This is a genomic window from Nocardia sp. NPDC127526, from assembly GCF_042672265.1.
Taxonomy (GTDB): Bacteria; Actinomycetota; Actinomycetes; order Mycobacteriales; family Mycobacteriaceae; genus Nocardia.
Window position 1 is genome coordinate 530,978 of record NZ_JBHXVO010000003.1, and the last position, 14,226, is coordinate 545,203.

The window sequence follows — 14,226 nt, forward strand, 5'->3', positions numbered from 1 at the left end:
CGCCTACTCGCGAATGCCGGGTGTGCGCGGATCCGGGCCGACGCATGCCAGCAGCAGGCAGCCGGGCGGTGCGTCGGTGAACGGCGCCGAGAGGGGGATGTTCAAGCAGGCGTGCACATCACAGCCGGGGTAGGCGTACCGGCCGAGACCGAAGACGGCGAGCGCGATCTCGGTGTCGAAGAACTTGCTGTAGTCGACTTGCAGCGGAGGTTCGACGAATTGCCCGGGATCGGGGACGGGGCGGTCGTGGAAGGCGGCGAACAGCTGCCGGAAGAACTCGTACGCGGGTTCCTCGGTGTACTGCACGATTCCGCTCACGCCCCGGGTGGTGTGCACGCCGAAGACGCCCGTCCACACCACCAGCAGGTCCAGGCTGGGGATGACGTAGACGTGCTGCAGCCCCAGCCCGGACATGGAATAGGTGTCCCCGGGCAGGAAGGCGGGGTTCTCCGCGCAGTCCGCGCCGAGCCAGAACAGATAGCCGTAGCAGCGGTAGGTGTCCGACGGGGTGACGGCGCGCCTCAGGTAGTCCTCGGAGACGATCCGTGCGCCGTGCCAGCGGCCGCCGTTGGCGACGAGCAGGCCGAGCCGGGACAGGTCGTCGGGCGGGATCATCAGATGCGCGTAGCCGTAGGTGTGGCCCGACCGGTCCCGGGCCCAGTAGTAGTCCTCGCGCGCAATCCCTATGGGCCCGAACAGTTCCCGCTGGGCGAAGTCCTGCAGGGACTCCCCGACGGCCAGTTCGATGACGTACGCGAGCAGGTCCACATTGCGCTGGCTGTAGGTGAACTCGGTGCCCGGCGGATCGTCGAACGGCAGGGCCAGCGCCTGGACGGCGCTGAACGGGTCGACGGGTATGACGCCGGTGATGCCCTCGGTGACCACGCCGATCCGCAGTCCGGAGGTCTCGGTGAGCAGGTTCTCCACCGTGATCGCCCGATGCGCCGCATCGCCCAGTCCCGGCGGCAGATACGCGTCGATGGGTGCGTCGATATCGAGTCTGCCCTGATCCCAGGCGATTCCGGCGAGCAGCGACACAATGCTCTTGGTGACGCTCCAGACATTCCAGGCCACCGGTCCGGTCAGCTCGTTCGAGGGACCCTCGCCGATGAGACAGCCGTAGCGAAACACCTGGACGTTCAGCCGGTTTCGGCCGGCGGCGAAGGCCAGCGCGTCGTCCAGCCGCTCCGCGTCCAGCCCGGCTGCTTCCGGGGACGCCCGCTCGAATTCCCGGCCCACCGGCTCCGCGCAGCGCAATTCCCCCGTATCCGCCTGTGCGAATCCGCCGCCGAAGATCACGCTGCCCGCTGTCAGAACCGCCGCCACCGCGCCGGCCAACCCCCTGCGCATGCGCACCATGGGCTTCAGGCTATCGCCCGTCCCGCCGTCCTCCCTGCTGAAACGTTCACCGCGTGGCGAATTTCCGCGCCCAATAGGCGATCGCCCCGACCGCCAGCACCGCCGCGCCCGCGATCACCGAACTCATCGGCAGGGAGAGCGCGACGACACCGCATCCCAGCGCGCCGATTATCGGAATCGCCCGCGCCGGACGGTTTTCCGAAACACTCAGCGTGCCCGCCGAAATATTCGCGATCAGGTAGTAGGCCAGCACCGCGAACGACGAGAACCCGATTGCCGCGCGAATATCGAAACTCGCCGCCACCACCGCCACGATCAACCCCACCGCGAGCTCGGCCCGATGCGGCACCTCGTATTTCGGATGCACCGCCGCGAGCGCCCGCGGCAGATGCCCGTCCCGCGCCATGGCCAGGGTCGTCCGCGACACCCCCAGGATCAAGGCCAGCAGCGACCCGGCCGCCGCCAGCACCGCGCCCACCCGGACCACCGGCGCGAGTCCGTCCACCCCGGCCGCGGTCACGGCGCGCGCCAGCGGATCGGCCCCGGCCGCCAGCCCCGCCGACCCGAGCACCAGCAGCACCGCGACCGCCACCACCGCGTACACGGCCAGCGCGATACCCAGCGCCAGCGCAATGGCCCGGGGAATCGTCCGCCCCGGATCCCGCACCTCCTCACCGAGGGTCGCGATCCGCGCGTACCCGGCGAAGGCGAAGAACAACAGCCCCGCCGCCTCCAGCACCCCGCGCGGTCCGATCCGATCCGGCAGCGCGGCGGCACCGCCATGGTCTCCGGCGAAGCACACCGCCGCCACCACCGCGAGCACCACCAGCACCGCGCCGACGATGACCCGGGTCGCCAGCGCCGACTTCTGCACTCCTGCATAGTTGATCGCGGTGATCACCACGACCGCCCCCACCGCCACCGCCCGCGCCTGCTCCGGCCAGGCATAGCTCCCGACCGTCAAGGCCATGGCCGCACACGAGGCGGTCTTCCCGACCACGAACCCCCACCCGGCCAGATACCCCCAGAAGTCCCCGAGCCGCTCCCGCCCGTACACATACGTCCCCCCGGATACCGGATACACCGCCGCCAACCGCGCCGACGAGGTCGCATTGCAGTACGCCACCACGGCAGCGATCCCCAACGCGAGCAACAGCCACGACCCCGCCGCCGCGGCCGCGGGCGCCAGCGCCGCGAAAATCCCCGCCCCCACCATGGACCCGAGCCCGATCACCACGGAATCGCTCAATCCGAGGCGCCGCCGCAGCTCGGGTTCATCGCTCATGCGCCCAATCATCGGTGAGCCGGCCGCAATCCGCGCGCTACGACTCCCGGATACGCGAAACGCCGCCAGGCGGGGGGTCCTGGCGGCGCGCGCTCGCGGCATACCGCGAAGTGAAAGCCGACGCCCGACAAGCGCCTCTCGGCGAGGGGTCGCTCGAAGCGACAAGGGGTGCGGCCCGGGGCTGTCCAGGACGCCGACAGTGGGGTTCAACCGCGACCCCCCGATATCTATTCCGCCCGACCGGCTGTGATCCGCGCAACGCAATCCGATGGTGGATTGCCACCCCCACCGGATAACATTTCGCCCCTACGCACAGTGTTCTCCGGGGGTGGGCAGCCGAATCGATTTCGGCCGCCGTGACTTTCGTGTGAATCAGCTCGAAAGGTCAGCGGGGATGAACAGCTCGATCGATGGCGCCACTGTCCTTCTCGACGAGGCCGAAACGGCGGTCCGAATCGGCGAGTCCGAACGAGCGCTCGAACTGTGCGCGACAGCCGAGCCGGAGCTCCCCGACAGCGGCCGGGTGTGGCGAATCCGGGCCTTGGCTGAACTGCAGCTGTCCCGCGAGGTCGATCGGGATGTCCGCGAGATCGACGAACGCCGGTTGAATGCCGTGGTGGCGGCCCGCCGAGCCGTCGAACTCGAGCCCGGCAAGGCCGAGAACCACTACGTCCGAGCCCTGTCCCTGCAATGGCTGGGCCAAGCCGACGCCCTCCGCGCCCTGGACCGCGCCGCCACCCTCGATCCCCGCGACACCCGGATCGACCACCTGCGCGAGCGCATCGACCGCGCCCGCGCCGCTGCGGCCGTCCCCCGCCGCGTGCACCGGCCTACGGCCCCGCGCCCAACCCGTCTTGCACCCGTCGACACATACGACCCTACGGACTGGGGCCTCATCATCAAGATTGTCGTCGGCGTGGGCACATTCGTGGTGGGCCTCCTGGTCGAAGTGGCCATATCGGATACGAAGAACAATCAGGACCGCGACCTCCCCGTGCATCCCACCGCCGTGTACAACCCCTGGGCAACCACCTATCGGCCGGTCAGCATCCCGCCCTCATACCTCCGCCCGCCGCTGACCACACCGGCTCGGTAGTCGGCCCGCGGATCTCCGTTCGCCCGGAGTCGGTGCGGCCGATTAGCATTCGTGAAAGATCACTTGTTCTTGTGGGGGAGCGTTGAGCGAACATTCGGTTCTCACCGAGTTGCTGACCATGCTCGAATCGAATCCGGAGTTGTTGCCGGTTCGGCTTCGGGTGATCGAGTTGCTGGCCGCGCAGGGCCGATATTCGGATGCGCTGGGTCAATGCGGTGCGGCTCTCGCTCAGGACCCGGGCAACGCACAGGTGCTGGAACTGCTACAGCGGTGCACGGCGGCGCTGGCCGGCGGCGAACCGGCGGTGACCCCGGCTCCGGCGACGCCGCCGCAACCCCCGGCGCCCGCCGGGGCCGGTGGATTCGATTGGGCTGCCGCCGAACGTGAGGTCGGCGACATCATCAAGCCCGCCTTCATCGCCGACGACGGTGAACCCCTGGTCGTCGGCCCCGGCGATACCGGCCTGTTCGAACGGCCGCGGGTACGTCTCGACGAGGTCGGCGGCATGGCGGACGTGAAGCGGCAGTTGGAGCTCTCGCTGCTCGGCCCGCTGCGGAATCCGGAGCTGGCCAAGGCCTTCGGCACGAGCGCCCGGGGCGGTCTGCTGCTCTACGGTCCGCCGGGTTGCGGCAAGACCTTCATCGCCTCCGCCGTGGCGGGCGAATTGGGCGCGAACTTCTACCCCATCGAGATCGCCGAGATCCTTGATATCCATCTGGGCGCGAGTGAGCGCAATCTGCACCAGATCTTCGAGATGGCCCGTCGCAACGCCCCCTGCGTCCTGTTCATCGACGAGGTCGACGCGCTGGGCTACCGGCGCAGCCAGATGTCCGGCTCCGCCGGTCTGCGCACCGTGGTGAATCAGCTGCTCACCGAGATGGATTCGGCCACCGGCGACAACGAGGGCGTCTACATCCTCGGCGCGACCAATCACCCGTGGGATATCGATGTGGCGCTGCGCCGCCCGGGGCGCTTCGACCGCATGATCCTGGTGACCCTGCCGGATCCGGAGGCCCGCGTCTCGATCCTCCGCCATCATCTGCGGGACCGACCCGTCGAAGGCATCGATCTGAAGGCGATAGCCGTTCGCACCGAGGGCTTCTCGGGCGCGGACCTGGCGCATGTGTGCACTTCCGCCACCCAGCTGGCCATGGCCGACTCGCTGCGCACCGGCACGGTCCGGCCCATCGGCATGCCCGATATCGAGCAGGCCATGAGCCAGATCCGGCCCAGCTCGACCGCCTGGTTCGAATCCGCCCGCAATGTGGTCGAATTCGCCAATAACGACGGGACCTACGACGAGTTGGCGAACTATATGCGCGGTATGAAACCGCGGTGAGGTCCGAGTCCCGTCCATGAGCGACAAACTGGACAAGGCCTGGCTGCTGATGGGTCTGGGCCGCTACGACGCGGCCCGGGAACTGCTGGCCGAGTTGCTCGCCACCGATCCCGACGATCCCTCGGCGCTCGCCGGGCTGGCGGAGGTCGCGCTGCGCATGGGCGAGTACGAGCGCGCCCTCGACCACACCGGCTCGGCGCTGCGGGTGTCGCCGGAGTTCACCATGATGTGGCGGGTGCGGGCGCTGGCGGAGTATCAGCTGACCCGGGATTCCGACATCGACCCCGAACAGGCCGATCGATATCGGGACAGTGCCGTGGCGGCGGCGCGGCACGCGGTGGAGCTGGATCCCGACGATGTCGACAATCTGCGGATACTCGCGCTGGTGCAACAGGATTCGGATCCCGTCGCGGCGCTGGAGCACCTGAAATCGGCCCTGGAAATCGATCCGGACCAGGTCGAGCTGCACATACTGCGCGGAAGTATCCTGCGGCGCTACGCATCCGGGACGGCGGCGTTCGAATTGGCCGCGCAGTCCCTGCATCAGGCGCTGGGATTGGACCCCGAACGCGCCGACGCACTGTTCGAACTCGGGCTGGTGGAGCTGGAGTTGGGGGATTTCGACGCGGGGCAGGAGAAGGTGCGCCGCGCCGCCCAATACGACCCGAGCTATGGCGATGTGGTGCGGTTGCTGTTCGAGCAGATCGAGCAGGAGCGGGCGCGGCGAGCGGAGGCCGCTGCCGCGCTCCCCGCCCTCACCCTGGAGGAGGCCGCTCGGGCCGCGGAGACCGGGCGACTGGCGGGGCGTTTCGAACCGATGCCGCGGCCGCAGTACGTGGCGCCGCCGCCCGCGCCGAGCAAGGCCGGACGCTGGATCGGCGTGGTGCTGGCGATCTTGGTCGTCATGGGCCTCAACAGCGCGTTCAACGATGATGGGCGCGACCCCCGGGATCGCTGGACACCGTCCACGTCCACGACGTACAGCCCACCGTTCCGGCCGCCCGTCCTGCCGCCCAGCTACTTCAATCAGCCCTTCCGGACCTGGCCGTCGAACATTCCCCGGCCGACCTTCCTCCCGCGCCCGACCACGGAGCCCGCGCCGCCGCGGGTGACGCTTCCGCCGAACTTCAACCCGTACGGATGACGATCCTCAGTGATATTTAAGCCTTCTACCAGCTAAAACTTTCTTTTCTTGACTTATTCCAGAAAAGATAGCAGGGTGTATGGCATGCACACCGGATACGACGCGCGGGAGCAATTGCGTGCGGTCGGCCTGCGGGTCACCGGCCCGCGGGTCGCGGTTCTGGATGTTCTGGCTAACTCTCCGCATACCGATGCGGAGGGGGTGACCGCCAAGGTGCGGGAGACGCTGGGGTCGGTGTCGACGCAGGCCGTGTACGACGTACTGCGGGCTTGCGTGGGGGCCGGGTTGTTGCGGCGCATCGAGCCCGCCGGGTCACCGGCGCTGTACGAGGCGCGCACCGGCGACAACCATCACCATCTGGTGTGCAGGAAGTGCGGCACGGTCGTGGATGTCGACTGTGTCGTCGGCGCAGCACCCTGTCTGGAACCCGATCAGTCCCACGGTTTCGTGATCGACGAGGCCGAAGTCGTGTTCTGGGGCCTGTGCCCGGCATGTAATTCCTGAACTCCCCAAGGAGGTTTCGCATGACCAAGGCGACCACCACCAATACCGGCACCCCGGTGCAGAGCGATGACGAATCGCTCACCGCAGGTACTCAGGGTCCGATCCTGCTGCACGACCATTACCTGATCGAGAAGCTCGCCCAGTTCAACCGGGAGCGGGTGCCGGAGCGCATCGTGCACGCCAAGGGCGCCGGCGCGTTCGGCGAACTGGTGGTCACCGGCGATGTCAGCCGCTACACCAAGGCCGCGCTGTTCCAGCCGGGCGCCCGCACCGAATCGCTGGTGCGCTTCTCCACCGTCGCCGGTGAGCAGGGCTCGCCCGACACCTGGCGCGATCCGCGCGGTTTCGCGGTGAAGTTCTACACCACCGAGGGCAACTACGACATCGTCGGCAACAACACGCCGATCTTCTTCATCAAGGATCCGATCAAGTTCCCGGACTTCATCCGCTCGCAGAAGCGCTTGCCGGGCAACGGACTTCGCGACAACAACATGCAGTGGGACTTCTGGACCCTGCGCCCGGAGACCGCGCACCAGGTGACCTGGCTGATGGGCGACCGCGGCATTCCGAAGACCTACCGCCACATGGACGGCTTCGGCTCGCACACCTACCAGTGGGTCAATGCCCAGGGCGAGCGCTTCTGGGTGAAGTACCACTTCAAGACCGATCAGGGCATCGAGTTCCTGACCCAGGCGCAGGCCGACGAGCTCGCGGGCAAGGACGGCGACTACCACCGCCGCGACCTGTGGGAGTCCATCGAGCGCGGCGAGTTCCCGAGCTGGACCCTCAAGGTCCAGGTCATGCCGGCGCACGAGGCCGAGGGCTACCGCTTCAACCCGTTCGACCTGACCAAGGTGTGGTCGCAGAAGGACTACCCGCTGATCGAGGTCGGCAAGTGGACCCTGAACCGCAACCCGCAGAACTACTTCGTCGAGATCGAGCAGGCCGCCTTCGCGCCGTCGAATGTCGTTCCGGGCATCGGCTTCTCGCCGGACAAGATGCTGCTGGGCCGCGTCTTCGCCTACGCCGACGCGCACCGCTACCGCATCGGCGCCAACCACGCGCAGCTGCCGCCCAACCGCGCCAAGGCCGCCGAGGTGAACTCCTACTCCAAGGAGGGCTCCATGCGCTACGACTTCAATGCGCCGGATGTGCCTGTCTACGCACCGAATTCGTTCGGCGGCCCGCACGCCGATCCGGAGAAGGCCGGCGATGACGGCCTGTGGAACTTCGGCACCGAGGCGGTGCGCGCCGGCTACGTCCAGCACCGCGAGGACGGCGACTTCACCCAGGCGGGCACCCTGGTCCGCGAGGTGCTCGACGACGGCGAGCGGGATCGCTTGGTGGCCAATGTGGTCGGCCACATTCTCGGCGGCGTGCAGGAGCCGATTCTGAGCCGCGTCTTCGAGTACTGGAAGGCCGTCGACAACGAGCTCGGCAAGCGCATCGAAGAAGGGGTTCGTTCCCAGCTCTGAGCGTGATCACCCGTTTCCGGGTCAGCCCCTCGGAAACCGCGGGCCCGCATCCCTTTCCGGGATGCGGGCCCGTTGTGTTCGACGACGAGGCCGGGACCGTCATCCCGGCTGCGGCGGTTGGACTCCGTCGAGCAGGCGGGCGATGTGCTTGGCGAAGCCTTCGTCGCGGACGGTGTCCATATCGGCGGTGAGGCCGTCGGTTCGCGCGTCGAAGCTGGTGTAGCGGCGGTGCAGGCGCGGGTAACCGCGGGTCGCGGCCTCCGCCGCGGGCCACATCTTCTGAAACCACTCGGAGTCGCTGAGACCGCTGCGGCGGATGGTCTGCCGGGAGGCGGCCTCGCTGATGGCCATGCCGAGAACGAACGAGAAGAGCAGTGTGACAACGTTATCGGCCTCCTCGTCGTCGAAGCCGTTCTCCTCGAGCAGGGTGAGCAGGGCCTCGTTGAGCCGCATGACATTCGGGCCCAGGTAGAGCAGGCCGATCTCGCCCAGCATGATGGACAGCCAGGGGTGGCGCAGGATCATGGCGCGCAGATCGTTGGCGAGGCCGGTCAGGGCCGAACGCCAGTCGGCGCCGGTGGCGGGCGGGGGCACCTCGCCGAAGGTGGCGTCGGCGACGAGCTCCATGAGTTCGTCCTTATTGGCGACGTAGGTGTAGAGGGAGGTCGCTCCCGCGCCCAGGCGCGCGCCGAGTTTGCGCATGCTCAGAGCCTCGGGACCCTCCTCGTCCAGTAGGTTCAACGCCTCGGCGACTATCTGGTCGCGGCTGAGCGCGGGTTGTTCGCGCCGCCGCCGTGGCTGTTCCCGCGTCCATACCGAGCCGATGCCCTGTTCCTTGGTCGTCATCGCGAGTCCTCCTTCGTCTACCCATGAGCATAACCGCTGCTAGAACGCTGTTCGTATGTTCGCACATCGTTCCCGCTTGCGAACAGTGTACGTCAGACCGTACAGTGTTCGACAGCACCGCACGATGTGCGGAGAAGGTATCCGAAGGGGATCGAAATGAGTAAGACCGAAAACGCCGCGGTGGTGAATGCGCCCGCGGCCGAACGCAATCCGAAGCGCTGGCTGATTCTGGTGGTGCTCTGCCTGAGCTCGCTGGTGCTGGTGATCGACAATATGGTGCTGAATGTCGCCATTCCGCAGATCTCCACCGAGCTCGGCGCGACCTCGCAGGACATTCAGTGGATCATCGACTCCTACATCCTGGTGTTCGCCGGTCTGCTGCTCACCTCGGGCAGCCTGTCCGACCGGTTCGGGCGACGGCTGGTCATGGTGGTCGGCCTGGCGCTCTTCGGCGCGGCCTCGGTGCTCGCGGCCTATGCCACCAGCCCGGAACTGCTGATCGCCGGTCGCGTGGTGATGGGCATCGGCGGCGCGCTCATCATGCCGAGCACGCTGTCCATCCTGATCACGGTGTTCGACGAGGAGGAGCGCCCGAAGGCCATCGCGTCCTGGAGCGCCGTGGCCATGATCGGCATGGTGGGCGGGCCCATTGTGGGCGGCGTGCTGCTGAACCACTTCTGGTGGGGTTCGGTGTTCGTGCTGAACGTGCCGATCGCCATTGTCGCCATTGTCGCCGCGCTGGCGCTCATGCCGGAGTCGAAGGGCCCGTGGGCCAAGCCGGATGTGTCCGGCATGGTGTTGTCGATCATCGGCACCACCGCGCTGGTGTGGACCATCATCGAATGGCCGACCAAGGGCATCGAGGGCACCTGGCTGTCGCTGCTCATCGCCGTTGTTGGTATGACCGCCTTCATCATTCGTGAGATGAAGGCCGAGCACCCGATGGTTCCGCTGCAGCTGTTCCGCAATCGCGTCTTCACCGGTTCCAGCTTCTCGCTGGTGCTGGTCACCTTCGCCAATGGCGGTCTGCTGCTGGTGCTGACCCAGTATCTGCAGTTCGTGCTCGGCTACTCGCCGATCCGCACCGCGCTGGCCTTCACGCCCTTCGCTCTGACCGCCCTGATCTTCAATGGCGTCGGCGCGGGCCTGGTGCAGAAGTTCGGCGTGCGCCCGGTGACCCTGATCGGCATGACCATTCTGGCCGGCGGTTTCGGGGTGCTGTCCATCCTCACCACGGAGTCCGGCTTCTGGACGCCCGCCGCGGCCATGGCACTGGTCGGCGCCGGCGCCGGTCTGGCCATGCCCGCCGCCATCGGCGCCCTGATGGGTGCGATTCCGCCGGAGCAGGCCGGTGTCGGCTCGGCCCTGAACGACACCATCCAGCAGACCGGTGGCGCTCTGGGCGTGGCGGTGCTCGGCGCGGTGCTGGCCGGTACCTACACCGACGCCATGCCCGCCGACGCCCCCGAAGCGGCGCGCGAGTCCATTGCCCCGGCCCTGCTCAGCGGTGACAGCGCCCTCATCTCCGCGGCCCGCGAGGCGTTCACCGACGCCATGTCCGCGACGTTCATCGGCGGCGGCATCAGCGTGGTGGCCGCGACCGTGATCGCCTTCTTCCTGATGCGCGGCGCTCAGGCGGCCGGGCACGAGGGCGCGCCGGTCGAGTCGGCCGATGAGGAAATGGTCGAGGCCAAGTAAGCCCAACCCGCACAACGAGATCCGCCCCCGGCTCTGCTGCCGGGGGCGGATTTCTTACATCCTTGTCAAAGTTAATCGGCGAGCATAACCTTGACACGTTGTAAGAATTCCATGACAGGAGATGTGCATGCGTACTCGTCTCGTTCACGCGGTGGCCCTGCTGAGCACCGGACTGCTCGCCGGCGCTTTCGGTTACGGCGCAGCCAATCTCGCGCCCACCTTCCGCCGGGTTCCCTTGCAGATGCGGCTCGAGTTCCACACCGAGCTCATGAAGAACAACAGCGTCAGCATGCAGCTCACCATGGCCATCGCGGCGGTGAGCTGCCTGGCCCTGGCCGCGCTGACCCGGGGGCGGGCCCGGCTGCTGGCCGGGCTCGCGACCGGGTTGGTGGTGGCGTCCTTCGTCATCACCCGGTTCGGCAATGTGCCGATCAACTATCGGATCAATGACTGGGTGACCGAGGGCGCGCCGGCCGATTATGCCGAGATCCTGTCGCGGTGGGATGTGTTCCACTATCTCCGGACGGGCACGGGCTTGGCGGCCTTCGGGTTGATGATCCTGCTCGCGCTGGGTGTTTCACGCCAGCAGCTGCGCGATGCGGGCGGTGCAGAAGCCGGTGATGTTCATATCCGGCGGCAGCCGGACCTGATTGGACATGCGGAGTAGCGGAACCGAGAGCAGCACCGCCGCCAGGATCTCGTTGTAGCGGAGGTTGCGCACCTGAAGGCCGGTGCGCCGCTCGTAATAGGCGATGGTCTCCGCGCGGGTGGGCGTGCCCGGCAGTCGCTCGTGGCCCTCGAATTCACTGCAGGCCCAGTCCAGGAACAGCATCCAGGCCAGATCCAGCTCGGGGTCGCCGAGATTGGCCATCTCCCAGTCCAGTACGCCGGTGACGCGAAAATCGCTGTCGTACAGAATATTCGACATGCGGGCATCACCCCAGCACAGTGTCACCCGCTCCGGTTCGTATGGATTCTCCCGCAGGAAGGCGATGGCCCGCCGGTAGATCTCCGGCTGATTCCCGTCGCAGGCCCAGGTCAGTGCGGTGTCCAGGTAGTTCACGGCCTGGGTCACCGGCCCGGCGCCGTGCTGCGGGAAAGCCAGGAACCCCAGGCGCAGCGCCCGCCAATCCACCTCGTGCACGGCCACCATGGTGTCCACGCACTCCCACCACATGCGCGCCCGCTGCTCCGGTGTGGCCTCGAAGTAGTTGCCCGCCACGTGATACGACGGGAAATCACTCGGGGCCGCACCCGGCAGCCGGGTCATGACGACATAGGGTCCGCCGAGCTCGCCGCCCGCGCGGTCGATCCACAGCGGGGTCGGCACCGGCAATCCGGTGGCGGACAGGCGCTGCATGACCAGCACCTGGCGCAGCAGGTCGTAATCCGGGAACAGCGGCGACTCCGGCGGCCGCCGGAATACCAGCGGCAGTGTGCCGCTGGCATCCTCGAGCTCGAAAACGTATGTCTCGGTCGAGAAGCCGCGATCGGTGCGGGTGAAGTTCCGGATCCGCGCCTGATCGGACACCGGGAAGTGCTTGCGCACCAGCGGTTCCAGGGCCGCCGCCAGCTGTTCGGCCGGCAGTCTGTCGGCACACATGGTCAGTGGCCCTGGTAGCCGTAGCGCGCATTGCGCCCGAAGAACACCATTTCGACCAGCCCGTAGCCGACCTTGCCCTCGGATTCGATGCGGCACAGCGTTCCCGACAGCATGCTGACCTGCTGCAGGTCTTCGGTATCGGTGAGATCGGCGACGAAGCCGTCGCTCCAGGATTCGCCCTTCCAGACCCCGGAGGCGTAACCCCGATAGTCGTCGTATCCCGCGATGCCCGGCCAGTAGTTGGTGACCGGGGTGACGGCGAATTCGCGCCGGGCGCGGTCGGCCCCGATCACGGTGAACGTGCCGCCGCTGATGATGCGGAAGTCGTCGCGGAAGGTCAGCTCGTGTTCGACGTCGATGATCGGCAGCACCGGCGCGCCGGAATCGATGCGCGGCAGAATGTGCCCCTCGAAATGCCAGCGCTGCCCGTCCGCCGTCTCGCGCTGCGCGAAATGCACCAGCTCGTCGTCGAATTCGAAGATGCCCATGTAATAGAGCACGCCGTCCGGCACCTCGGTCGGCTGCAGTCCCGTCCCCTCCGGCAGGCTGCCGCCGCCGCCCCCGTGCCGGGTGCCCCAGGAGTGATCACGGCCGAACCACCACTTCTCGGGATCGATATCGATTCGCTCGCCGTCGATTTCGAGCCAGCCCGACACCAGCCCGTTCTGGTAGAACCGCCGCGCGTCCTCCCGCACCCGGCCCCGGCTCCGGAAGAACGCGGGTTCCTGTTCGTAGGCTTCGAATTCGCCGTCGAAGTCCAGGTGCATCCGGATTCCGTGCTCGTTGTCGTCGAGCGTGCCGCGCACCTTGCGCAGCGGTTCCACGATCTCGTAGGTGAACGGCCCGACCTTCCAGGAGGTGAGGCTGTCGGAGCCGGAATCCAGCTGCCGGGAGAATCGCGCCACATGCGCCTGCTTGTTGTCGATGGTGACCATGACGTAGGCGTCCACGACATTCCGGTTGGGGTAGCGCGCCATCCCCGTCATCACGTTCACCTTGCCGCTGGTGTCGAACCCGTACAACACGATTCGCTCGGTCCAGCGCAGATCGCTCTGTGCCACATGGTCGAAGGTGGTGGGCAGCTGATGGCAGAGCAGCTCGTCCTGGGGTGTCAGCATCGACGGGTACCTCTCATGCGTACGGCCTGGCCGTAATTCGAATACGGGTCGTAGCGTATTTGAAACAGGTTCTAGCTGTAGCCTGAATCGCGGAATTGGCTTCGACCCGAGGGAGATGCCCGTGAGCGCACCCGCAGGGACCCGCCCCGGCCCGGGGCGCCCGCGTGACCCGCAGCTGGATGCCCAGTTGCTGGCCGCCGCGCGGGAACTGCTGGTCAGCGAGGGCTATCAGGCGACGACAATGGCCGCGGTGGCGCGCAAGGCGGGTGTGGTCACCACCTCGATCTACCGCCGCTGGCCGAGCAGGCGGGCGCTGATCGAGGACGCCATCTTCGGCCTGGGCACGAGCGCCTACCCGGAGCCCACCGGCGATCTGCGCGCCGATCTCCTGGCCTGGACCCGGCTGTTCCTGGAATCGGCCGCCCATCCGGCGGCGCGCTCGGCCCTGCCGGGACTGCTCTCGGAGTACCACGACGACCACGACAGCTATCGCCGGATACTCGATCGCGGAGAGCTGCCGACCCGGGATGCCTTGCGGGAGTTGCTGTCCGGAGCCGCGAGCGCCGGTCAGGCCGCCCCCGGCTGTGACGCCGACGCCGTCTTCGAACTATTGCGCGGAGCCACCCTGATCCGGGCGCTGACGCACGGCACCGACGATGCCGGCGAGTTCTGCGAGCAGATCGCCGATGCCCTGCTCGCCGTCGCCTCGGCTCAGCGTAAGAGGCCGAACCAGTAGATCAACGTTGCCAGCAAGAAGAC

The 14,226-nt window shown here is 67.5% G+C and carries 13 protein-coding genes; 8 read left to right on the top strand and 5 right to left on the bottom strand.

Annotated elements, in window-relative coordinates:
• Window positions 1-3: 3 nt before the first annotated feature.
• Together ACFVIV_RS08595 and ACFVIV_RS08600 are read right to left on the bottom strand one after the other, a co-directional pair.
• The gene (locus ACFVIV_RS08595) at window positions 4-1,359 is read right to left on the bottom strand and encodes a serine hydrolase domain-containing protein (protein ID WP_379194149.1); all 1,356 of its coding nucleotides are present in this window, start codon (window positions 1,357-1,359) and stop codon (window positions 4-6) included.
• A 46-nt stretch (window positions 1,360-1,405) separates the two neighbouring features.
• The gene (locus tag ACFVIV_RS08600) at window positions 1,406-2,644 is read right to left on the bottom strand and encodes an APC family permease (protein WP_379194150.1); all 1,239 of its coding nucleotides are present in this window, start codon (window positions 2,642-2,644) and stop codon (window positions 1,406-1,408) included.
• Between the two features lie 394 nt (window positions 2,645-3,038).
• On the opposite strand from ACFVIV_RS08600, the gene ACFVIV_RS08605 reads away from it, so the two are divergent.
• The 5 genes from ACFVIV_RS08605 to ACFVIV_RS08625 all read left to right on the top strand — a co-directional run bounded on the left by ACFVIV_RS08605 (window position 3,039) and on the right by ACFVIV_RS08625 (window position 8,202).
• Window positions 3,039-3,740 carry a hypothetical protein gene (locus tag ACFVIV_RS08605; protein ID WP_379194151.1) on the top strand — a complete coding sequence of 234 codons (702 nt, stop codon included), beginning with the start codon at window positions 3,039-3,041 and terminating at the stop codon, window positions 3,738-3,740.
• An 82-nt stretch (window positions 3,741-3,822) separates the two neighbouring features.
• A complete protein-coding gene (locus ACFVIV_RS08610) occupies window positions 3,823-5,079 on the top strand; it encodes an AAA family ATPase (protein ID WP_379194152.1) in 1,257 nt (418 codons plus the stop codon).
• A 16-nt stretch (window positions 5,080-5,095) separates the two neighbouring features.
• Window positions 5,096-6,223 carry a tetratricopeptide repeat protein gene (locus ACFVIV_RS08615; RefSeq protein ID WP_379194153.1) on the top strand — a complete coding sequence of 376 codons (1,128 nt, stop codon included), beginning with the start codon at window positions 5,096-5,098 and terminating at the stop codon, window positions 6,221-6,223.
• Between the two features lie 84 nt (window positions 6,224-6,307).
• Window positions 6,308-6,727: a Fur family transcriptional regulator gene (locus ACFVIV_RS08620; RefSeq protein ID WP_067531758.1), complete on the top strand. Its 420-nt coding sequence runs from the start codon at window positions 6,308-6,310 to the stop codon at window positions 6,725-6,727.
• Between the two features lie 20 nt (window positions 6,728-6,747).
• Window positions 6,748-8,202: a catalase gene (locus ACFVIV_RS08625; RefSeq protein WP_379194154.1), complete on the top strand. Its 1,455-nt coding sequence runs from the start codon at window positions 6,748-6,750 to the stop codon at window positions 8,200-8,202.
• 99 nt (window positions 8,203-8,301) lie between these two features.
• Here the strand turns inward: ACFVIV_RS08625 and ACFVIV_RS08630 are convergent, their stop codons facing one another.
• Entirely contained in the window at window positions 8,302-9,048 is a 747-nt protein-coding gene (locus ACFVIV_RS08630; RefSeq protein ID WP_379194155.1) for a TetR/AcrR family transcriptional regulator, read from the bottom strand.
• Between the two features lie 156 nt (window positions 9,049-9,204).
• Between ACFVIV_RS08630 and ACFVIV_RS08635 the strand changes: the two genes are divergently transcribed.
• Window positions 9,205-10,746: an MFS transporter gene (locus tag ACFVIV_RS08635; protein WP_379194156.1), complete on the top strand. Its 1,542-nt coding sequence runs from the start codon at window positions 9,205-9,207 to the stop codon at window positions 10,744-10,746.
• Between the two features lie 127 nt (window positions 10,747-10,873).
• Complete coding sequence (locus ACFVIV_RS08640) at window positions 10,874-11,413, top strand: DUF1772 domain-containing protein (RefSeq protein WP_379194157.1); 540 nt, start codon at window positions 10,874-10,876, stop codon at window positions 11,411-11,413.
• On the opposite strand, the gene ACFVIV_RS08645 is transcribed toward ACFVIV_RS08640, so the two are convergent.
• Complete coding sequence (locus ACFVIV_RS08645; protein WP_379194158.1) at window positions 11,324-12,349, bottom strand: phosphotransferase family protein; 1,026 nt, start codon at window positions 12,347-12,349, stop codon at window positions 11,324-11,326. The genes ACFVIV_RS08640 and ACFVIV_RS08645 overlap by 90 nt on opposite strands.
• Before the next feature lie 2 nt (window positions 12,350-12,351).
• The gene (locus ACFVIV_RS08650) at window positions 12,352-13,467 is read right to left on the bottom strand and encodes a hypothetical protein (protein WP_379194159.1); all 1,116 of its coding nucleotides are present in this window, start codon (window positions 13,465-13,467) and stop codon (window positions 12,352-12,354) included.
• Window positions 13,468-13,588: 121 nt separating this feature from the next.
• Between ACFVIV_RS08650 and ACFVIV_RS08655 the strand changes: the two genes are divergently transcribed.
• Complete coding sequence (locus ACFVIV_RS08655) at window positions 13,589-14,203, top strand: TetR/AcrR family transcriptional regulator (protein ID WP_379194160.1); 615 nt, start codon at window positions 13,589-13,591, stop codon at window positions 14,201-14,203.
• The last annotated feature ends 23 nt before the right edge of the window (window positions 14,204-14,226 follow it).